The following is a 20,659-nucleotide window of genomic DNA, read 5'->3' as shown; positions in this document are numbered from 1 at the left end:
AAGTCAAATAATTGTAATAGCGAACTCGGTGATTTGATTTTATGTATCGCTTATAACGTTGACCCCATACACCAATTTGATATTCTGTCTGTTCGGTCAGTTCCACATTAGGAAACATATAATCTCCCGTCTGACGATACTCGACACCTTGCTGTTCAAATATTGTTTTCATAGAAAAATCCTCCTGTAATTTGATTGTACTATCATTTTACAGAAGGATTTTTAATTTTACCAATGTGCCGTTCATACATTATCTAAACGCACAAATTACCTTACAAGTTGTAGGGCAACTTGTTTAAAAATCTTTTGGACTATTTGAAGTTAAAACTTCTAATCTGTTTTTAATCAATGTATTTGATAAAGCGATTCCCGTAAGTACGCTATTAATAAATTCTTTTATTTTTTCTTCATCACATTCCTTTCCTTCAAAAACATTTGTTGTCGTCTTTGATATTAACTCGCAGTTATTTTGCATTGCAATAACAACTCGTCCTGTAACAGAGAAAATTTCTATAGGTACATATACTTGATAAAGCAAATTTAGATTTTTCAGTTCTGTTATTGCTTTCAATAATCTTAAAGATATTTCTTTAAGATTTTCACATCTAATTTCACTCTTAACATCATTTTTCTCTATGCTATAAAACCCAATATCCTGAACATCTACTATGACTTTAGCGTATATTTTATCTATAGACTCATAATATTCAAATTCTTTTTTCAAAAGAATTTCATATGCAGTAAAACTTCTTGAAAATGAACTCTTTGCTTTTTCTAACTCTTTTTCAGCAGATTTTCCTATCTGAGTATAGATGTATTTTTCAAAAATGCCTTTACAAACTCCTAATGTAGTACACACTACAACCGATATCCCACCCACTAATTCTAGCACATATTTTAACCATTCTTGCATAACAATCTCTCTTTCGTAATTCGTATGACATTTTATGGAATCATTTTGAAATATCGCAACGCTTCTTCAATCAGTTTTTCCTTTTCAGGCGTACACTGTGGTACTTTTGCTTCTTCGGCTTTCGACTTATTATAACAATCTCTTTCAATGATTCCGTGCTTCTGCTTTATCTGAGCAATGTATAATGACGAAACCTTTACACCGTGCTTTTTCACAATGTAATCCTTGATTTCCTGATAAGTTGCTTTCGCTTCCGAAGCCGTCAAATCAAGCTCGTCCATATCCACTTTGAGGTCGATATATGCGTCGGGAGTTTTTCTAACCAACTTAACAACCGTCTCGATGTGGCTCGGTTGTTCAACGAAAAACATACTCAACCCCTATTGTACAAGGGAATGGTGGAACGCACCTTTTTCCTTAAAATCTAGGGTTTTGAGCCTGTGATAACCTTGAATTGCCATATAATTTGTATAGGCAAACAGGGTAAAGCTCTGTTCCTTAAACTTCATTTTTTCATATTATCCCTACAAACTTGAATTGTTGTTCTACCTCTTCTTTTTGGGCTTTTGATTTGGCAATTCGTCATACATGGCATCAAACAATCCGGTCAAGTAATCCTTATTGTCAACATCATCTACAAGCAACATCTCTTTTGCCCCATCGTACGGCAATTCATACTCAGCATTTGGCATATAAGAAATTGCTGCTTTTACTGGTTTCACCAGTAGCCTGTCATCATAAATTCCACCAACAATCTTGCCCTTATAATAGAGTATAAATTCTCCCATCATTGCTCTATATGATATATCGTTTAACTCGCATAACTGTCCTAAAATAAATTCTAAATAATCTTTACTCGATGCCATATTTCCTCTCTATACTTCCAATTTTTCTCTTTTAAGGTAAGTTAGACCTTTAATTCTTATACTGATTACAAAATGCTGACATCTCATCCTCCAGCAGCTTAAATACCTTTGCAACCAGATACCCGTCAGCAATTGCATGATTCAGTCTCACACTGACCGGCATTAAAAACTGTCCGTTTTCTTCATGATACCTTCCCCAGTTGATAATCGGTGCAAAAAACAGATGCCCGTCTGGAAGCTCAATATTCAATGAGTCATAAGACAACCATGAAATGTAAGAAGCATCAAACCAGTTTGGATGATTTGCCATATCAAGAAGATATTCTCTTGTCTCCTTCGCTTTTCTGATATCCTCTGCACAATCCTTATAGAAAACGTGATAGTCTACTGAATATTACGGTGCGGCAGAGCCGCCAGTCCGGTGTGGCGAGAGCCACCTGTCCGGACTAACGGAGCCACCCCATTTTATTTATTAAGTTACTTTGCCATTGCAGGATCCAGTCCATACACTTCTCTCATAGAGAGGTCTTTAGATGGGTCAACACTTTCAATATCGATCTTATAAGAATCATACGATATACGATCCATGATGGCATCAGCAAGAGTACTTTCACCATCACAGATTTGCTGGTACCATTCACTTTCACGGAACTGAGAACAAAAGATCGTTGAAGATTTTTTTCGTCTTTTATGTATCAGTTCAAAAAGATTTCTGGCTTCAGCTTCTGTCAATTTAAGAAGCAGCCACTCATCAATAATCAGTACTATTGGCTTAGTGTATTTCTTCAGGGCAGTCGAGAAAGTTCCATTGTCCCTGGCAGCCTGTAAGTCCAATAATAGATCAGGAAGTCGTACATACCGTACTGAGTAATAGTGCTTGCATGCTTCCATGCCAAAGGCACAGGCCATGTAGGTTTTACCGCTTCCAGTTGCTCCAGTAATAAAGATGTTCCGGTATTCTGTAATGTATTCACAGGTTGCCAGACGATTAATCAATGCTTTGTTCAGTTTTCGCCCAGAATGATAATCAATTGCTGCAATGCTCGCATCTGGCTGCTCAAGTTCAGCCTGGCGGATCAGCCTTTTCAGACGATTGTTTTTACGGTTGCTGTATTCGACATCAACAAGCATACCGAACCGATCCTCGAACGGCACTTCCTTCATTGTAGGATCATCCATCTGGATGCGGAATGCATCCGCCATAGCAGTCAGACGCATTTCAATAAGTTTATCGATTGTACTTTGATTTGTCATGATTGTTTACCTCCATAGTATCTGGCTCCTCTGGTTATGCCGTGTGGTTTTTCTGCTTGAGATGCTTCTGGTTCAGTACCAGGTACATTCTTCACAGCAGCCAATAGATTTTTGATACTTTTATAGCTGGGTTTACCGGAATAAGAAAGTGCCTTAGCACAGACCTGCTCCAGTTTTCCAGGCGAATATTTTTCTGCCAGTTTCAGTAATCCCATGCAGCTTCTGTAGGATTGCTGTTCAATCCTGCCGGAGGTAAGTATTGCATCGACAACCTTGCTTGTGTTAATTCCAATCGAATCAGCCCACTTACGGAACCGGTCACCGTTCCATTCCAGATATTTCTGGTGTTCCTGTGGCATATGTTCTGTCACTGTAGAATACTGACCGCTTCTTCCATAGAGTCGTCTGTGAGAGGCAATACGATTGTGATTATAAAATATTTCAACCGTTGTATCTGTTATACGCACATCCACCTTATTTTTGATATACTGATAAGGCACGGAGTAGAACATTCTGTCTACTGCGATGTGATAGTTAAACTGGACGGTGGCTTGTTTCCACTCAGCCAGTTCAAAAGGTGTAGCAGGCAACGGAGCCAGTAATGGCATTTCTTCCCCAAGAAATAAACTGAGTCTGCTACATTCCTTTTTCTGAAATTTACGGGCGTTGTAGGCATCCAGTTTTTCACGGATTGAAGCATTTAATTCTGCAAGAGAGAAAAACTGCTCATTGCGAAGGGCTGCTGTTATCCATGTGGATATCTTTCCTACTGATCCCTCTACATTCGGTTTATCCTTGGGTTTCCGGATTCTGGCCGGAAGGATGGCGAGATTGTAATGTTCTGCCATCTCATGATAAGTTGTGTTTAAGGCAGTGTTGTACCAGTCACTCTTTTTATGATTCACTGCGGTTGTACAGTTATCAGAAACGAGCATAGGTGTGACACCTCCAAAGAAATCAAACATCTGGACATGAGCTTTGATCCAGTTGTCGATTTTCTCATTCATATATGCTTTTACAAAAGCATACTGACTGTAAGTTAATACACCTACAAATATCCATGCATCTGTGATTTCTCCGGTGTCCGGATCAATGATGTGGGCAGGGTCACCGGCCCAGTCAACTTCAATCTGTTCACCTGGTTTTCTGGGGATACGCATGGTAGCCCTGCGTTTTTCTTCATCCTTCTGGATGTAGTAGCAGAACTGAGAATACATTAGAGGCTCTTCGCTGCTCATGCGGCACTCCTCACAGTATTCTACCCAGAGAAGCTTTTTGTTTACACCATTTCGCAGAAGTTCTTTGCGAATGTAGTCAAAGTTTGGCATGCGTTTATTCGTTGCCGACTTATCCTTAGGAAACATCAGCTCCTCTAGTGCACTGTCGGTCATGTCGAAATCCAGCGGCCATGAAAGCTTGATTTCCGCTGCCTTTTTCAAAACCTTAGCGACTGTGTTTCTGGATACACCGCAACTCTGTGCGATGTTCCTCTCACTGAATCCTAAGCTTTTCAAGCGTAGGATTTCACGATACTTGGTCATAACTTATGACCTCCTTTATCTGTATTCACACCAAAGGTGTGTATTTACAGTATAAAGGAAATATATGTAATAGAGCCAAATAAGGTGGCTCTGAATTACCGGAATATATGGCTCTCATTCTCCGGAATGGTGGCTCTCAAAGTCCGGACAGGTGGCTCAGAGAGCCCCGGAATAATCAGTCTACATTATAAACGGTATAAACCGGTGTACAGGTCTCCGTATCCTCGTGAAAAATATACTGTGCGGGATTAATCTGGTCATAGCAAATCAGTTCTTCGGTCTGCCAAATATACCCCATTCTGTAATCCTCTCTGGAATTAAGTACCTTTGCGAGTATATACAGAAAATTAATATAAAACTTCGTACCAGAATCTTCCGAAAACTTTTTCAGTGCTGTCACATTAATTCTTGCCGTCATAGAAGTGGAACATTTACAATCTTCTGAAAAATGCCGGAACACTCCACTCCTGTAATAAGTCTGCTTATCTATTATTTTATAATTCATGTTTTTATCCGATATAGTCATTTTATCCTCCAAATATTTCCAAATGTTTTATTATGATTTATAAACTATACCGGTCAATGCAATGCAAAGCCTCATGTCAATCATCACCGTCCTCTCGTTGCCATCATCAAGTCAACTATAATCAAAAACATATTATATCCCTTACACTTTCATACCTTCCAGTGCTACAAATGGGAAGCTGTCTAATTCAATTCAAACATCGCCTTTTCATAATCTTTTACATAATAACTGATATTTTTGCGCCCCCGCTGAATAATTGTATGCCCTTCTGCTTCTAATTTTTCTTTCTGCGCTTCTATACCACCAGGATATTTTGCGTTTAACTCTCCATTTGCTTTCAGCGTTCTCCAATAAGGCGTTTCATCCTCAGAGCGCTGATAGCTTGCCCAAGCTGCAATGGATACAAAAATTCCCGCCGTAATAGGCTCTGTAAAATCTGCGCCGTTTTGTTCTGCGAAGTAACCACGAATTTTCCCAACAGTAATTACTTTTCCATAGGGAACACACTTCATAATTCTGTCATAGTCGATTGGCGGTGCAAAGTACATTCTGTCCCCACCATATTTTTCTATGCTCTTTTCATCCGTAATCGTCTGAAACTTAGGCATGTCCTTACTGTCATGCAACATAGCGTTGAAATCTTTTTTATCTTCATTTGCCATAATAGCCACCTCCTGCTTTAAGCATAGCCTGTTTTTATAAGCCATGCAATGAGGCTGTTTGAATTTTTTTGCTTTCACAAATAATGAGTTGTTAAACTCTTTCTATGCTCCATCTTCTTGCCCTTCGGACAAGAAGCATCCCTCGCTCCAAAGAGCTCGGTCAATTTCGATTTGTCAATTTCATTAAATATGAATTTTATCTTTCTCCGGTGGATACAGATATGTAATCGGATTTTGTGCTGATTGATTAAGTTTCAATCCAGCTATCGACTTTCCTAAATAGAATTCTTCATTCTCATCCAACGGAAGTCCCTGCTCATATCTTTCATCCACAAAAAATAATCTATTTTCAGTTTTCGGTGTAAGAACAATATCCTGTCTTGGAAGTCTGTCCTTTGCCTCTTTACATACAAGCCACTCTGATGGCTTATATACGGCAACAATCAAAGAATTGTAAACACCGAATACATACTCAATTGTCCTAACCTTTTCTTTCGAGGCTCGCCAAACTCCACGAACAGCATCATACAGAACCTTTTCATCCATACCCCTTTGATAGAGTCTGTTTATCTTGATGACAAGAATTCTATGTTTGATGTCTTTTTCTTCAAGTTCAACTGCACCATTTATTCTTTCAAAGTCATCTACCGACAATGCCTCAGCTGAATGATGCCCAGCTACGATGTTCGTAAGCTTTGCATCACTTATATAATTAAAAGCGTTGATCAGTGATGCCTCTGCAGCAAATGCCTCTTCTTCAGTTAAGTTTGAATTGATGATTATTTTCTCAACTTCAAGTCCGGCATTCTTGATTTCTGATATAGTCCTTAGCTTTAACTTCTCACTATCAGGACTGCCCAGACTTTCTTTTTCATGTTCAAGAACTCTGTTTTTTGTACCTTTTCCAATATAAAAGATTTGTTTATTGCGTGGATCTACGAGTCCGTACACATAATAATCTCCAAGTGAAAGAAGGCTCTTCTCTGAAAATCTATCCATAGCATTTCTCCTAGAGTGTGTCTTAAAAATCATTCCTGCAATCTGCACGCCCCACTTTGTGGTATATTTTACCTTCATTCGGTTGACATAGCCCGCTACGCCGCGCTCATTCAGACAAAATCTCCCATAAATTGTGACATATATCTTGCAGAAAGCATTTTTCAGACACACTCTAGTGAGCAGTCTTTATTCCTTTGTTTGTATCCAAATCAAAACCGACCTGCCAAAATCCCATATCAAGCATTTTCATCTGTGGATATGGCATACCTTCTACTTCCATTTTTTCTCTAACAGGTTCCAACCTTTTAGAATTCCTTTCATAAAACTCAACAAGCTGCATAATCGAATTAAGATTATAATTTCCTGTTGCAACTTTCTGATTTTTTATGCCAGCAATAAAATATCTATCATATGCTGGAACGCAGCCTAACGTCCCCATAAGTATTTTTGTTATAAGCGTATATGATAGCTGATTCTTAATTTCTTGCTCTTTAACTTCGTGTCTGATTTTATCGTAGTATTTCTCTAAAAACGAATTGATATCCTGTAGCAACTTTTGATTGCTTTCTTCTTTAAAAGCTGCACATTCTATTCCAGCTAAAGCATCATATTTTTTGTTCAACAATTCCTTTACTACAGGAACATGTACTCTATAGTCTTTCTGTAAAAGAAACGATGACCCTCTATACATCCCCCAACTTGCTAAATAGAAAGCTAGTTGTAAACTCAGATAATCATAATCGACTTCTTTGGATTCTCTTGCTTTTATGAAATGTGAATAGCAGTGTTCCCATGAACGATATCGACCATTCTCATCAGCTTTCAAATCATTATAAAATTCCATTGATGATTTAATAATCAAATCCACAGTATCCATGCTACTCACCGCCTATTCGTTACTCGTTTTTATCTGTTCTCCATTTGGAAAGACAAATGACTGTTCAAAAGTAACCTCCATCACATCAGCTATCTGTTTCAACTCCTCAAGAGTAACTGTATCTCGTTTCAGTTTCTTACCAAAGTTCTGTGGAGTCTGACCTATGCGCCTTGCAAGTTCTGAAAGACTTATATTCTTTTTATTACATAATTCTTTAATCATATCGGATGTCTTCATCGTTATCCTCCATGTCTAAAACGACCTCACTTACCACATTATAAACCATTTGGTTGATAAATTCAATCCAGACACGGTTCCACTCTATAAATTTTCTATGAACGAAAAAACACCCTACATTGCTGCAAGGTGTTGATGTAATAGTTCCTATTCAATTATCTTTTGAGTTCAACAGTCATGCCGGATTTGAATTCGAAGATTAATTTATCATCATAAACTGTGATTTTTTCAATAAGCCTTCTGACCAATTGCTCATCATATTCTGTGATTCTGCTTGTTTGCGTTTGAAGAAAATGTCGCATTTCATTAATTCGTTTTCTGAGCATTTCCTGTTCAGCATCCTTTGTTACAACTGCTGCTTTCTTTTCCCTCAAGGCATCTATTTCCTTTGCTATAACATCATACTCGGCATTTTTATTTACGCACATCACAAGCTTTTCCTGCAATTCCGCCATTCTTTGGTCTATATACTCAAGTGTTGCCGTAGAATCACCATTCAGCACATCTTCGATATTATGCTGTAATTGCATCAAAAATTCTTCTCTTCCTCCAAGAGTCTTATTGATGGCTCTCATGACTGCTTTTTGAATTTCAGATTCACTGATTGCCTCGGCATCACAGCCTTCTTTCGGACCCTTCTCAATTCGGCTGGCACATCTCCATTTGTTATAAAATGCACCCCCCGGCTTTCCACGCAACTCTTCTGAAAAGATCCCCACATTTATTACATTATATGATGCTCGATAATGCATATTTGCAAGTATAAAAATCTGCTTATTCGCAACTTCCAAAACGCAGAAAATCAGAGAACTTGGATTTACATCCAAATCCTCGGAAAAACCTTATATTTCAAGCATTTTCACACATTTACTTGTGTACTTTAGTCAACAGAACTACGCTCTCGATGTGGCTCGATACGTGCTGATTGATGTCGCCATATTGGAACATATCTGTGTATTTTGAGCCAAATATCGCTTGTTTGCGGAAACATATCTATCGGCATAATCTGCCCTTATCCAATCCGCTCACTGAACCCTTATCGTTAGTGGAAACATATCAAGTTTTCCTTGTTGCTACTATATATAACAGCACAGGGAGGACTATCGTCTCCACCTCTGATGGGTCATTTAGGGAATTGGTCATAGTAGAACTGTTTCCGCTTTAATTGCCATTGTCTCGACCTTATAATTACACGTTATAGCTGATGTAATCTGGCATCTTTCCATCTTCTTGATACTGTAAAAACAAATGGAATAATATATGACACACCATTACATCAATTCCATCGTGTGTGCGATGCCAGCAGTTACTGCAATTTTCAATAATTATACGTCCATCACTAATCATCTGAGGGTAATCGACTCTTACAGGAATACGCTTAGTAATTAGCTTTTTTCTACCACTGGGCATCCTCTTTAATTTCTCATGTATTTCAGGTTCTGCAAAACAACTACGAGAAATGGTTATCAACCCATCATATAAGTGTTTTTCATTTCTAAACTCTGGCTCATTCAAATTATAGCCACCATATTGATATATGACGGTTTCATTATCCTGTGCAACTAAATCTGCATGTGCACCAAATCCACGACTCATGCTAACACCTCGCTTCTATTCCAAAGTGTGATTCAACAATTTTATTTAGCTGATTTGCAATTTCAGAGAAATCACAATCCAAATCCAAAGTCTTAACGCTAATTGTATTGCCGCTCATTTTATAACTGTTGTTAGGTAATACCGCTTCATCAGTTTTCGCATATAACAACATTCCAAACACCTCATGGGGTTGTGCTGATAGCTCAATTTCTTTATTTTTTACATAAGTAAATATCTGATAACCAATCCACAGCCTAAACCCTACCGCTATTCTCCGGTACTCAATTTCTCTCCAGTCAGACCGAAAAGTAGATATGTTTCCATATAAGAAAACCGAGCTTTTCGCAAGGCTCCTCTGATGATGCTCACCTCGCAAAAAGCCCGGAAATACGCCACTTTTTAGCCTTTATTTATCTTTCCTTGACAGCAAACAGACCGTCTCAACGGTACTTTCGTTGTCCCAATAAAGTTCCTGTGTTTCCCTGTCTCCAAAATACACCGGAAAACGGAACTTTATGTGCTTCAGGAATCTGCCATCTGGCTGCTCCTGCTCATAAATGTCCACCTGTTCTACAAAACTGTTAAGAAATTCTTTCTTCTCCAGGTCGGTGAACTTATCATATAGTTTATCAAAATATAAAAGAAATTGATAGACGTTTTCTTCTGATATTTTCTGTTGCTGGATATTCAGCAGGCGGTTCTTGATTTCTTCTATACTGTTCTCCACGCCTTCAATCTCATCATACAAACGGTATAACCTTGTCTCCATATCCTGATATTTCTTTTCATAAAATTTATCCATGATATCCAGACTATCCATCTGCTGTCCAAGCCTTGCTTTTGCTCCGGTCAGCTGCCTGTGCTGTTTTTCCAGTCCTTCAATCTCTTTTTCTATTTCTTCTGTATCTATTCTTGAACCGATTTTATTCAGAATTGCGTCTTCAAATTTAGGATTCTTCACCAGTTTCCGAATAACTTCTTCCACTGCATTGTTAATCTTCTCCTCGCTCCATTGTTTACGATATCCACATTTATGACCATCTACCAGGCGACGATGTTTGCAGGCATAATAGAAATAATCCTTATATAAGGTTCCGTCTTTCTTTTTCTTTCGGTTCACGTTCCCATACATACCGCTTCCACATAACGGGCATCTCAATATTCCAGATAAAATATGCTCATGATCGAGACTATGTGTCTTTTCATATTTCACACCTGTTTTTTCTCGTTTTTGATGAGCCAGCTCCCAGTCTGTTTCTGAAACAATCCCTTCATGGATACCATCGTGCAGCATATGATTTTCCTGCTTTACAATGCGATATTCATTTCTTGTACCAGAAACTTTCTCGTTTTTCCTTCGTCCATAAGCCAGCTTTCCACAGTATACCGGATTATCCAAAACGCCTTTTATAAATGATGTGGCAAATGCGTCCAGTGTATTATTCTGTCGTTTTTTCTTTTTATATCCATGCTGGTTCAGCCATGCAGCAATCGCAGAGATTCCCATATTGGTATGAATAAATTTATCATAAATCAGACGAATAATCTCTGCTTCGTCCTCTGCGATCTGCAATTCTCCATTTACCAGCTCATAGCCATAAGGAGCAAACCCGCCGTTCCATTTTCCTTCCCTAGCTTTCTGCTTACGTCCTTCCATTGTTTGAACAAGAATATTCTCTCGTTCAATCTCTGCCACCGCAGACAAAACGGAAATCATCAGCTTTCCACTATCTTTTGAGCTGTCAATCCCATCTTCAACACAGATCAGATTCACTCCAAAATCCTGCATCCTCTGCAAAGAATTTAAAACATCTGCCGCATTACGACCAAATCTGGAAAGCTTGAACACCAGTACAAACTGCACCTTATCTGTTCCATTCTCAATATTATCCAACATTCTCTGAAATTCCGGTCTGCCCTCTACGCTCTTTCCAGACTTACCTTCATCGGAATACTCATTTACGATTTCCATGTTCTGAAATTCCGCATATCTCTTGAGTTTTTCTTTTTGAGCATCCAGACTGTAGCCATCCACCTGCATGGTTGTGGATACTCTGGTATATATATCGCATTTAATCTTTTTATTCTTCATAATTTTCCTCGCAGTATAACTCTGTTTTATTGTCCCAACTTTATTTTAGTACTTGTTCCAACTATTTTCAATACTTCTTTTCATTTTTTATTGACATATTTTCGTTACAAACATATAATAATGATAGAGACAGGATTTCTGTCATCGAAAATATTGTTCGCCCACCGTTGGCGGCTTATAAGTGATCGGCTCGAAAATATTGTTCGCTCACCGGAAGCGTCTAATAAATGTCCGGCTCGAAAATTTCGGCCCTGCCGCATGGCAGGGCTTATTTTATAGGTGATAAACATGATATATCAAGAAGGATACGTTTACCATATTAAAGATGAATACTTTGAAAAAGTACAGGATTCCAACTTAATGCAGAACAAAGAAGGGGGTACATACCGTCTTACTTTTTACTGTCTGCGTGACAATAAAACTTCTCTGTTATGGATGGTTCCACTCAGTTCTCGTGTAGAAAAGTTTAAAGCAATACACGATAAACAGGTGGCTAAATACGGAAAGTGCCTAACGATTGTTTTAGGTGAATTTGATGGAAAAGAAGCTGCTTTTCTTCTCCAGAATATGTTTCCAATCAGAGATTACTATCTTGACCATATACATACTCGAAATAATAATCCGGTTCCTGTTAAGCATTCCATTCACAGGGAAGTAACAACACATATGAAAAAAATTCGTCAACTTCATTCCAGAGGCAAAAAGGTGGTATTTCCAGATATTGACCGACTAGAGCAGATTATGCTTGCAGAAGTAAAAGATAACGCAGCCGAATAATTTCACAAAAAAGCGACAGTCTGATTTACATTTTGTATTTCAGGAAACTGCCGCTTCTTTTTCTTCTTTATTCTGTTTTTCTTCCTCCAACTCCCGGAGGACTTCTTCGCCGTACTTATCAATCATCCGTACCAGAAAATCAATACACCGCTCAAATTCAATATTCTGTTGCATAAGCTCCTCCCGTTATTGTTTTGATCTGAGCTTATTTTACAGAACCTGCCAGAAAACCACATTGAATAGAAATTGATTGTAAATTGACACAATCAATTTAAAAATATCCGCATTTCCTTGAACCGAATATATGTTCGTGTTATGATGGATATACTTAATCTTTAACTACGAAAGGGGAATTTCTATTGAATCGATGCGATTTTTCTTCTATTAGCACTTGCTTAAAAAATCATATCAGCGAAAGTAATCAAATGAGTCAGCCTGATTTTTTATACGAATTATTTGAAGATTTTATGGATGATCCGGCAAATCAGGATTTTTCAATGGATAACGGTCTGGTTTGCCGCTGGATGACTGGTCAGGCTAAAATCAGTCCTAAAATATCCGCTTACTATTCCAAGCCATCCAACCAGGAAAAATTAGCCCATACCATCCACCAGAATCTTCTTCCACTGATGTCTGACTGTAATATGGCTATAGAAGATATTTACACTTTATTCATTCAGGATGACAGCATCTCAGATGCGAAAAAGAAAAATCTGACTCCCTTATATAAACCAGCCAGTTCAAGACTGCTGTTTCTTGCAAAACTGATTTCTTTTGGCATGGAACGTCAATTCATCAAACGTAATACCAAAAATCAGAAGCTGCTCGCCGGAGGAGCTTTATCCCCCATTGTGCTGGATTATATTATGGACAGTGAGGTTCCGAGACCATGCCGTCATTTTATCGGAAGAGATAAAGAACTGGAAGAATTATATACCATGCTTGAGGAAAACCGTCATGTTTTTCTTTGCGGAATTGCCGGTATTGGTAAAAGCGAACTTGCCAAAGCCTACGCAAAACATTACAAAAAGCATTACACTAACATTCTATATGTAGAATATACAGGTGATCTTCATCAGGATATTACTGACATGGATTTTATTGATGATCCACCAGAAATCAGTGAACAGGAACGGTTTCAAAGACATAACCGTTTTCTGCGTTCTCTGAAATCTGATACTCTGTTGATCATAGACAATTTTAATGTCTCTGCTACACAAGACAGCTTTCTGTCAGTAGTATTAAAATATCGCTGCCAGATTTTGTTTACAACCAGAAGCAAACTGGATGAATACTGTACTCTGCCATTAAAAGAAATAGAGGATATGAACGCTCTCTTCCAGCTGACATCGGTATTCTATACCTCAGATTGCCAATTATGCAATGTTCCTGACAGAACAGCAGGAACCTGAAAGAGGGATCTCCGAATTACAAAAATTATCCGGCATCATCAAGGAATACCATTCCGATGACTGTCTGGATTATGCCAAAGTTCAGGAAACCCTTGCAACCATTTATCTGATGACCGCCAGTCTTTCACAAGCCAAATCACATTTTAAAAAAGCTTTTAAAATATATGAAAAAATTTGGGCTGATGAACCGGAATTGATTGAAGCAAAATATCAGGAAATTCAAGAATTATATCCACAAGTTGGTTTCTTTCTTGGACAGCAGATATCAACCTTTTTAACAAAACAGCTATAATTTTACGGCGGACAAATTGCCCGCCGTTGCTTTGCTATCACTTTTGGCAGAAAGTATTTTCACACTAATAATCATTAACGCTCCATGCTACTGATTTTTTAACTAATGGTCAATTGAATGATAAGGAGCGTCTATGCGATGGGAACAATAATTATTTCTGCATAAATTCAAATACTGCCTCTTTCGTCGGAATCGCAGGGATTCCACCTCTCTTTTGCACACACAATCCAGCAACTGCATTTCCCAAAACAGCACACTTTTTGATTTCTTCCCATTCCATTTTTTCAACATTCTTATTCATAGAAAGGATACTGCATAATACGCCTCCCCAGAATGAATCACCTGCCCCAGTCGTGTCGACCGCATTTGTCTGAAATGCTTTGATGATTTCTTTTCTGCTTTTTGTTGCCATAAGAACGCCCTGTTCTCCCAATGTAATGGCAACCAGCTTTGGTCCCATGGCAAGGAGTTGGTCTGCGGCCTGCTCATAACTTTCGGCCTCTGTCAACAGAATACTCTCTTCATCCGATACCTTCATGACATCTACCAGTTCTATGACAGATTTCATTTTTTTCACTGCACACTCTTTGTTCTTCCAAAGAGACGGGCGGTAATTTGGATCATAGGAAATAAGTACACCCGCTGCTTTTGCCATTTTTACCGCTTCGATCGTTGTACTTTCTGCCGGTTCATCCGTCAGCGATAATGATCCAAAATGAAAAACTCTACAACCTGAAATTAATGTCTGATCCAATTCTTCTTTTTTTAACTGTGTATCTGCACCCGGTTTTCTTGCAAAAGAAAAATTCCGTTCTCCGTTTTCACCGATTTCCACAAACGCCAGCGTTGTAAAATAACCCGGGTCTTCAACAATAGCATCTGTATTGATTCCTTCCTTTTGCAATGTCTCCTTTAAAAATTTACCATGCATATCGTTTCCAACTTTTCCAATAAAAGATGTGTGATACCCAAAGTGGCTTGCAACGGTTAGAAGATTTGCCGGAGCACCGCCGGGATTCTGTTCGAACAATTTTCTCCCATCCTGACTGTGTCCTGCTTCCGTAAAATCAATCAGCAATTCTCCCAATGCCACGATATCAACTTTTTCTTCCATTTTTCAATTCCCCCACAATCTCATTATAACGTTTTTTATTTAACCGGTAGAAAAATAATACAACCGCAGTCACAATCCAAAGTGCACCTGGAATCGTCGTAAATGCATGTTTCATAATTGAAAGTACAGTTGTATTTTGCGTCTGATTTGCAATATAACCATATTTTCCAAGTAATCCTGCTAAAAGTGATGTTCCAACTGCCATTCCGATTTTATTTCCAAGCGAAATAAATGCATACTGAAAACCGTCATTTCTAAGTCCGGTTTTCCATTCCCCATATTCCACGCAGTCTGGAATAATTGCATAGATTGCAGTATTAAATCCAGAGAAAAAAAACTGTGTGAGACCAGATAATGCATAAAAAATAGCTGGTGATTCTTTGGCATTGAAGAAAAACATAGACAACATGGAAATTCCTGTAAATAAAGCAAAGAGAGATGCTGTTCTTCCTTTGTTATTCAACTTGCGGAATACTGGTTGAAAACAGGCTGCCCCGATGATAGAAGGAATAATGATGCACATCGAATAAGTTGTGTAGTAGGAGGCATTCCCTTCCACATATGTAAAATAATACAGAATATCTGCGTTTCTACCATATAATGTAAATCCAAATAATATCTGTCCTGCCAATGCAAGAAGATATGGTCTATTCTGCATGACTGCTTTCAACTGAACCTTTACAGAAATTTTTTCTTTTTCCGGAGTGATCACTGCCTCTTTCGTCTTCGCAAAGCAGAAGAAATGACAGGCTGTAAAAATACATCCATATATGACCGCAACCGTCAGATATCCTGTCTTTGCACTGTGACTGCCGAATTTGCTGATCAGTGGAACTGTGATAATATTTAACACACCAATTGCTATCATCGCTGCAACCGAACGGGATGTATTTATTTTTGCACGTTCATCAATATCCTGTGTCATAGCACCACACAAGGTTCCATATGGAATATTCACACAGGTATACCCCAAAACCAGCAAACAGTATGTAATTACCATATAAATGATCTTTCCATTCTGCGGCCAACCAGGTCTTGCCCAGAATGTCAGGACAAGAAGAAGCGCTGTAATTGGTGCCGCTACTAACAGCCATGGACGGTACCGTCCCCATCTCGATTTTGTTTTATCCGTAAGTCCCCCGACGATTGGATCATTGATTGCATCCCAGAATCTTGAAAAAAGCATAAGTGCTGACACCGCCGCCATACTGATTCCGAACACGTCTGTATAAAATATCATCAGAAAATTACTGACGAACATCCAGCTGAAATTACATCCAACATCACCAAACCCATATGCAATCTTACTGATCAGCGGTACTTTTCCATTTATGTTTTCGCTTCCCATATGTCCCTCCTGTTTTTATCAGAGTTTCTGACAGAACTCTATTCTTTCCTCATTTGGTCCTTTAATCATAAAAAACCTCACACCATTTTCCCAAAATGGCAGTTCTTCGATTCCGTCTGTAATAACCGTGTATTTTTCATTGCAGATTTTCTGATACATACTTTCAATGTCTTCCACATCAAGTGCAACATGCTGGTATGCACCGTCTGACATTGCCGCCTGTCTATTTTCAAAAGTCTCTATACAGTAATTTTTTATCTGTAAAAATGCCACTTTTTCCCCTGCTTTTTCATTATATGTCTGCATAATTTCTTTAAATCCAAGACTCTTATAAAACTCAACTGTTTTCTGTAAATCGTTTGTCGGAAGCCCGACATGGGCAACTCCGACAATTCCATATTTATTTTCCATATAAGCTCCTTACTTTTCACTGACATTGATAATTACTTTCATCGTTGTCTCACGGTTATCATCAATATACTGGTATGCCTTCAGATAATCTTTAAAAGCAAATGTCTTTGAGATGAGCGGTTTCAAATGAACTTTGCCCTCATTTACCAGTCTGATTCCATCTATATAATCATCATGGCGGTACATCATCGTGCTCTTAATGTCAAGTTCGTGGTCATTTGCCACTGCAAGATCTACTTCTGCCATTCCTGCAAAAACAGCCACCAGTACGATCGTGCTTCCTTTTCTTGCGTATTTAATTGCCTGTCCCATTGTGATATTGTTTCCGGCACAGTCGTAGATCACATCCGCCTTATCCGGTCCAAATGCTTCGATCATTGCCTCACCGAAATCTTTATTTTGGGTATTCACACACGCATCAATTCCACATTCTTTTGCCTTTGCCAGTCTAAGATCACTGATATCTGTGATCATCACTTTCGCTGCCCCCATTCCTTTTGCTGCCTGTGCCACGAGATTTCCGATCGGTCCTGCACCAAGGACTGCAATATTCATGCCAGCCACATCGCCAATCTGTTTTACACCATGAACTGCCACAGCAAGAGGTTCGATCATAGCTCCTTCTTCATAGGACATATCTTCTGGAATAGGTGTTACTTTCGATGCATCCACTGCAAAATACTCAGATGCTGTTCCTGTCGTCTGAAATCCCATTACTTTTAATTCCTCACAGAGATTATACTTTCCATGACGGCATGGATAGCAATGTCCACAATATACCTGCGGCTCTATCGTCACTTTCTGTCCAACATGAAACTCTGTGACATTTTTTCCAAGTTCTGTAATCTCACCTGAAACCTCATGTCCCTGTGTTACCGGATATTTTGTAAACGGATGTTTCCCATGATAAACATGAATATCTGACCCACAGACACCAATATTCATAATCTTTACCAACACCTGATTTTCCTTTACCTCCGGAACCGGAACCTCTCTGAAAATAATTTCTCCTGGATTTGTCATTACCTGCTGTAACATAATTGTTTCCTCCTTTTTTATATTGTTTCATTTTATGTTTTATAAAATGTTTTATTAAAGTAATTACATTATTGCCCTGTAAACACGATTTGTCAATATGTTTTTTCATAATTTTATATATTTCATAATTTCAAAATGCATTTTTTGTGTATTTTTCACAATCAACACGCAAAAACGGAAAGGAAACCGTAGTTACTGTTTTCTTTCCGTTTTTTACTATAATATCTTTTTCTAATTTTACACAACTTCTCGTTTTTCACACATATAAAGCGGGCATCTGCATTCGCTTTGCAACGTATCAATGGGAACTTTTAACTCCAGCAGACTAAACATCCCCTTACCCAACGCTTAATGCCCTACACACCAGATGCGGTGGACTACTTATCTGCGTTCAAAAAATTTACAATTCTACCATATGTTTTGTAAAAAAGTATTTCGCAGCTCCAACAGCCGACGCTTCTTTCTTATACGAACAATTTTTCAAGTATGAAACATCATGCTCAAAGCCATTATATGCCATCACTTTTTCTCCCAGTGGTATCATATAATCTGACAATACCCCTCCCACATCACCTCCTAGTATGATATCCATATCATATGCCATCCGCAGATTTGATATCAAAACAGCAAGATGATCCAGATACTCATTCCATGTCTGCAAAATTTTTTCGTCACCACTTTCAATTTTTTCCATAAATGCATCCAGTGACTGCCTGTTACCTTGTGTTAGTACACTTGCAGCACAATATGCATCCGCACATCCTGATTTACCACAATAACACTTTCTTCCACCGGGAACGAGTATCATGTGACCAAACTCCCCTGCTTTCTGATTCTGTCCTCGAAACAGCTTTCCATCTATGCAGAATGCACCTCCTAAGGTATGGTTCAAAGACAGATATATCGCATTTGGATACTTTTGCTTTTTTTCTGCAAGCATTGCAGCATTAGCATCATTTTCAAAATATACTGGAATTTCCAGAGCCTGCTCTAAAAAGCGCAGACTATAATTCTCTATGCCTAAAGCATGAGATTTTAAAACGATCTGTTCTTTCTGATCAATGATTCCTGGAATCGCCACTCCAATCCCAAGTAGCGTATCCTTCGCTAATTCGCCTTCAAGAAAAGTTTTGACCTTTTGCGCCACCTCTGTACAATAGGATAATTCTGCCGTAAATTTTAAACGGATGCGATCCTTTTTTATAATCTCATCTCCAAGATTTACTAATACCATTTCTATATGATTCGCTGTAATCAAAATTCCCATTGCATGACAGTACGACTTATTAATCCCTATACTTTTTGCCTTCCGTCCACCGGTCGAAGCATATTCTCCAGTTTCTTCCAACACCATTTTTTCTAACAAGTCATTCACATTTGCTAATACAGTCGGCAAACTCAAGTTTAACTCTTTTGCGATTTCTGCCTTGGATGTGACATGATTGTTCAGCACATAATTAATTATTTTTTTTCTTGTTATATTTCTTTTATCTTTATTTTCCGTTTTTTTATCCTCTTTTATTAAATATTTTATTAAAGAATTATATACTTTTTTATTCTTCTTGTAAAGTAATGTTTTATCGTGAACTTCCTGAAAAAGTAACACTCAAATTGCCCTTTTCTCATCAAAACAGTCCAATCTAATTTATTTCATCCTCAGAACAGATAAATGCCATGATCTCTTCATATGTTTTTGTACTGTTTTCAACAGCTTTGAGCAGTTCTTTTTTCTTCTCTTCGTTCCTTTTTGCATAAAGATCTTTCAGTTTCATCATTTCGGAATCATACTTTTCTTTTACTTTTAATACCGTCTCTTCCTGCTTCTTTATCTGCTCTTCCAAGGATATCATTTTTCCCAATCTTGCCATATATTATTTCCCCTCTTCTGCATATTTTTCAAGCAGTCTGCTCAATCCTACAGCTTTGTCCTGTATCTGGTCTGCATCCATATCAAATGCTTTTAAGATTATTTTCTGGGTTGCTGTTACTGCATGATCCATACAGTATTTTCCATCTGTCTGACGGACCAGCTCTAGCTTTTCCAGTTCACGGATCGCTGCCGGAGCAGTCATATAATTCGGCTTTTTGTCAAGCTTTTCCACTTCATCTTTCAGCAGGACATACATCCTGCTCCTTACTATCAGCACTACAAATTCCACGAAGATCTTCGCACTTGCATCCTCATCTGACTGTACCCGCAGGCTCCTGTTCCCAAGATAACTCTTATCTCCCCTAAACAGTTTTTCTGATACATCCCTGCTCTTATACAGTTCCAAAGCTTCTTCCGCTGTCATCTGTTTTGACGTTACTATCACAAAATATCCGCACAGATCAATCTCTTCCTGGATCACTTCTGTCCTCTCCCTTGCACATATGATCGTTCCATCATCCTCATATCCGACCGCTGCCTGGATTATGCCCAAGTACAGGAATCTCTAGGAAATATATGCCTGATAACATCTAATATCTCACAGGCGAAAACACACTTCAAAAAGCCCTGAAGATTTATGAGAATATCTGATCAGACGAACCGAAATTGATAGAAGCAAAGTATCAGGAAAATCAGGAATTATATCCACAAGTTGGATTTTCTATTGGGAAAAGACTATCAGATTTTTTAGCAAAATAAACATAATTTTACGGCGGACAAAATTGCCCGCCGTTGTTTTTTCCAAGTCTCATCAAAAATCCATCTTTTTGCTAT

The 20,659-nt window shown here is 38.4% G+C and carries 26 protein-coding genes and 1 pseudogene; 4 read left to right on the top strand and 23 right to left on the bottom strand.

Annotated elements, in window-relative coordinates; translation table 11 throughout:
• Positions 1–25: 25 nt before the first annotated feature.
• The 10 genes and pseudogenes from NQ541_RS13060 to NQ541_RS00640 all read right to left on the bottom strand — a co-directional run.
• A pseudogene (locus NQ541_RS13060) lies at positions 26–118 on the bottom strand (TnpV protein); the annotation flags it as partial.
• Positions 119–295: 177 nt separating this feature from the next.
• Entirely contained in the window at positions 296–913 is a 618-nt protein-coding gene (locus NQ541_RS00680; RefSeq protein WP_005611401.1) for a hypothetical protein, read from the bottom strand.
• 32 nt (positions 914–945) lie between these two features.
• Positions 946–1,284 carry a hypothetical protein gene (locus NQ541_RS00675; RefSeq protein ID WP_005611403.1) on the bottom strand — a complete coding sequence of 113 codons (339 nt, stop codon included), beginning with the start codon at positions 1,282–1,284 and terminating at the stop codon, positions 946–948.
• 174 nt (positions 1,285–1,458) lie between these two features.
• Entirely contained in the window at positions 1,459–1,779 is a 321-nt protein-coding gene (locus tag NQ541_RS00670) for a TfoX/Sxy family protein (protein WP_005611406.1), read from the bottom strand.
• A 49-nt stretch (positions 1,780–1,828) separates the two neighbouring features.
• Positions 1,829–2,128, bottom strand: coding sequence for a CatA-like O-acetyltransferase (locus tag NQ541_RS00665; protein WP_147644454.1), 300 nt, complete (start codon positions 2,126–2,128; stop codon positions 1,829–1,831).
• A gap of 128 nt (positions 2,129–2,256) precedes the next feature.
• Positions 2,257–3,033 (bottom strand): IS21-like element helper ATPase IstB, encoded by a 777-nt coding sequence (istB, locus tag NQ541_RS00660; RefSeq protein WP_005608787.1) that lies wholly within the window; start codon positions 3,031–3,033, stop codon positions 2,257–2,259.
• A complete protein-coding gene (istA, locus tag NQ541_RS00655) occupies positions 3,030–4,574 on the bottom strand; it encodes an IS21 family transposase (RefSeq protein ID WP_005608790.1) in 1,545 nt (514 codons plus the stop codon). Before istA ends, istB begins: the two co-directional genes overlap by 4 nt.
• A gap of 175 nt (positions 4,575–4,749) precedes the next feature.
• Entirely contained in the window at positions 4,750–5,100 is a 351-nt protein-coding gene (locus tag NQ541_RS00650; protein ID WP_005611408.1) for a CatA-like O-acetyltransferase, read from the bottom strand.
• A gap of 182 nt (positions 5,101–5,282) precedes the next feature.
• The gene (locus tag NQ541_RS00645; RefSeq protein WP_044940749.1) at positions 5,283–5,762 is read right to left on the bottom strand and encodes an MGMT family protein; all 480 of its coding nucleotides are present in this window, start codon (positions 5,760–5,762) and stop codon (positions 5,283–5,285) included.
• Between the two features lie 183 nt (positions 5,763–5,945).
• Positions 5,946–6,875 (bottom strand): LEM-3-like GIY-YIG domain-containing protein, encoded by a 930-nt coding sequence (locus NQ541_RS00640; protein WP_334303786.1) that lies wholly within the window; start codon positions 6,873–6,875, stop codon positions 5,946–5,948.
• On the opposite strand from NQ541_RS00640, the gene NQ541_RS13055 reads away from it, so the two are divergent.
• Positions 6,777–7,052, top strand: coding sequence for a DUF6783 domain-containing protein (locus NQ541_RS13055; protein WP_147644455.1), 276 nt, complete (start codon positions 6,777–6,779; stop codon positions 7,050–7,052). The two genes, NQ541_RS00640 and NQ541_RS13055, sit on opposite strands and share 99 nt — an antisense overlap.
• Here NQ541_RS13055 and NQ541_RS00635 read toward each other — a convergent pair.
• The 5 genes from NQ541_RS00635 to NQ541_RS00610 form a co-directional block, all read right to left on the bottom strand.
• On the bottom strand, positions 6,934–7,638 hold the full coding sequence (locus NQ541_RS00635) for a hypothetical protein (protein ID WP_005611411.1): 705 nt from the start codon (positions 7,636–7,638) through the stop codon (positions 6,934–6,936). The two genes, NQ541_RS13055 and NQ541_RS00635, sit on opposite strands and share 119 nt — an antisense overlap.
• 12 nt (positions 7,639–7,650) lie before the next feature.
• A complete protein-coding gene (locus NQ541_RS00630) occupies positions 7,651–7,875 on the bottom strand; it encodes a helix-turn-helix domain-containing protein (RefSeq protein ID WP_005611413.1) in 225 nt (74 codons plus the stop codon).
• Positions 7,876–8,030: 155 nt separating this feature from the next.
• Complete coding sequence (locus NQ541_RS00625; protein ID WP_005611417.1) at positions 8,031–8,666, bottom strand: zinc ribbon domain-containing protein; 636 nt, start codon at positions 8,664–8,666, stop codon at positions 8,031–8,033.
• Between the two features lie 397 nt (positions 8,667–9,063).
• Entirely contained in the window at positions 9,064–9,471 is a 408-nt protein-coding gene (locus tag NQ541_RS00620) for a hypothetical protein (protein WP_005611419.1), read from the bottom strand.
• Positions 9,472–9,877: 406 nt separating this feature from the next.
• Positions 9,878–11,563: a recombinase family protein gene (locus NQ541_RS00610; protein WP_005611426.1), complete on the bottom strand. Its 1,686-nt coding sequence runs from the start codon at positions 11,561–11,563 to the stop codon at positions 9,878–9,880.
• 288 nt (positions 11,564–11,851) lie between these two features.
• Here NQ541_RS00610 and cptIN point away from each other — a divergent pair, with 288 nt between their 5' ends.
• Positions 11,852–12,340 carry a type III toxin-antitoxin system CptIN family toxin gene (gene cptIN, locus NQ541_RS00605; protein ID WP_005611427.1) on the top strand — a complete coding sequence of 163 codons (489 nt, stop codon included), beginning with the start codon at positions 11,852–11,854 and terminating at the stop codon, positions 12,338–12,340.
• A 39-nt stretch (positions 12,341–12,379) separates the two neighbouring features.
• Here cptIN and NQ541_RS00600 read toward each other — a convergent pair whose 3' ends face one another.
• Complete coding sequence (locus NQ541_RS00600) at positions 12,380–12,514, bottom strand: hypothetical protein (protein ID WP_004844681.1); 135 nt, start codon at positions 12,512–12,514, stop codon at positions 12,380–12,382.
• A gap of 251 nt (positions 12,515–12,765) precedes the next feature.
• Here NQ541_RS00600 and NQ541_RS00595 point away from each other — a divergent pair, with 251 nt between their 5' ends.
• Entirely contained in the window at positions 12,766–13,752 is a 987-nt protein-coding gene (locus NQ541_RS00595) for an ATP-binding protein (RefSeq protein ID WP_005611428.1), read from the top strand.
• Positions 13,724–14,044 (top strand): tetratricopeptide repeat protein, encoded by a 321-nt coding sequence (locus tag NQ541_RS13320; RefSeq protein WP_005611429.1) that lies wholly within the window; start codon positions 13,724–13,726, stop codon positions 14,042–14,044. The genes NQ541_RS00595 and NQ541_RS13320 overlap by 29 nt, the downstream gene beginning before the upstream one ends.
• A 151-nt stretch (positions 14,045–14,195) precedes the next feature.
• Here NQ541_RS13320 and NQ541_RS00585 read toward each other — a convergent pair whose 3' ends face one another.
• The 7 genes from NQ541_RS00585 to NQ541_RS00555 all read right to left on the bottom strand — a co-directional run bounded on the left by NQ541_RS00585 (position 14,196) and on the right by NQ541_RS00555 (position 20,378).
• Positions 14,196–15,158, bottom strand: a complete 963-nt coding sequence (locus NQ541_RS00585) for a carbohydrate kinase family protein (protein ID WP_005611430.1) — start codon at positions 15,156–15,158, stop codon at positions 14,196–14,198.
• Positions 15,142–16,506: an MFS transporter gene (locus tag NQ541_RS00580; protein ID WP_005611433.1), complete on the bottom strand. Its 1,365-nt coding sequence runs from the start codon at positions 16,504–16,506 to the stop codon at positions 15,142–15,144. Before NQ541_RS00580 ends, NQ541_RS00585 begins: the two co-directional genes overlap by 17 nt.
• An 18-nt stretch (positions 16,507–16,524) precedes the next feature.
• Positions 16,525–16,917 (bottom strand): VOC family protein, encoded by a 393-nt coding sequence (locus NQ541_RS00575; RefSeq protein WP_005611436.1) that lies wholly within the window; start codon positions 16,915–16,917, stop codon positions 16,525–16,527.
• 9 nt (positions 16,918–16,926) lie between these two features.
• Positions 16,927–17,955, bottom strand: coding sequence for a zinc-dependent alcohol dehydrogenase (locus tag NQ541_RS00570; protein ID WP_005611439.1), 1,029 nt, complete (start codon positions 17,953–17,955; stop codon positions 16,927–16,929).
• A 400-nt stretch (positions 17,956–18,355) separates the two neighbouring features.
• Positions 18,356–19,561: an ROK family transcriptional regulator gene (locus NQ541_RS00565; RefSeq protein ID WP_005611442.1), complete on the bottom strand. Its 1,206-nt coding sequence runs from the start codon at positions 19,559–19,561 to the stop codon at positions 18,356–18,358.
• Positions 19,562–19,595: 34 nt separating this feature from the next.
• The gene (locus NQ541_RS00560) at positions 19,596–19,823 is read right to left on the bottom strand and encodes a hypothetical protein (RefSeq protein ID WP_005611446.1); all 228 of its coding nucleotides are present in this window, start codon (positions 19,821–19,823) and stop codon (positions 19,596–19,598) included.
• 3 nt (positions 19,824–19,826) lie between these two features.
• Positions 19,827–20,378 carry a hypothetical protein gene (locus NQ541_RS00555; RefSeq protein ID WP_005611448.1) on the bottom strand — a complete coding sequence of 184 codons (552 nt, stop codon included), beginning with the start codon at positions 20,376–20,378 and terminating at the stop codon, positions 19,827–19,829.
• Positions 20,379–20,659 lie beyond the last annotated feature (281 nt).

The organism is [Ruminococcus] lactaris ATCC 29176 (assembly GCF_025152405.1).
Classification (GTDB): Bacteria; Bacillota; Clostridia; order Lachnospirales; family Lachnospiraceae; genus Mediterraneibacter; species Mediterraneibacter lactaris.
Note: the sequence above shows the minus strand (reverse complement) of the source record. Positions and strands in the feature narration are given on the sequence as shown.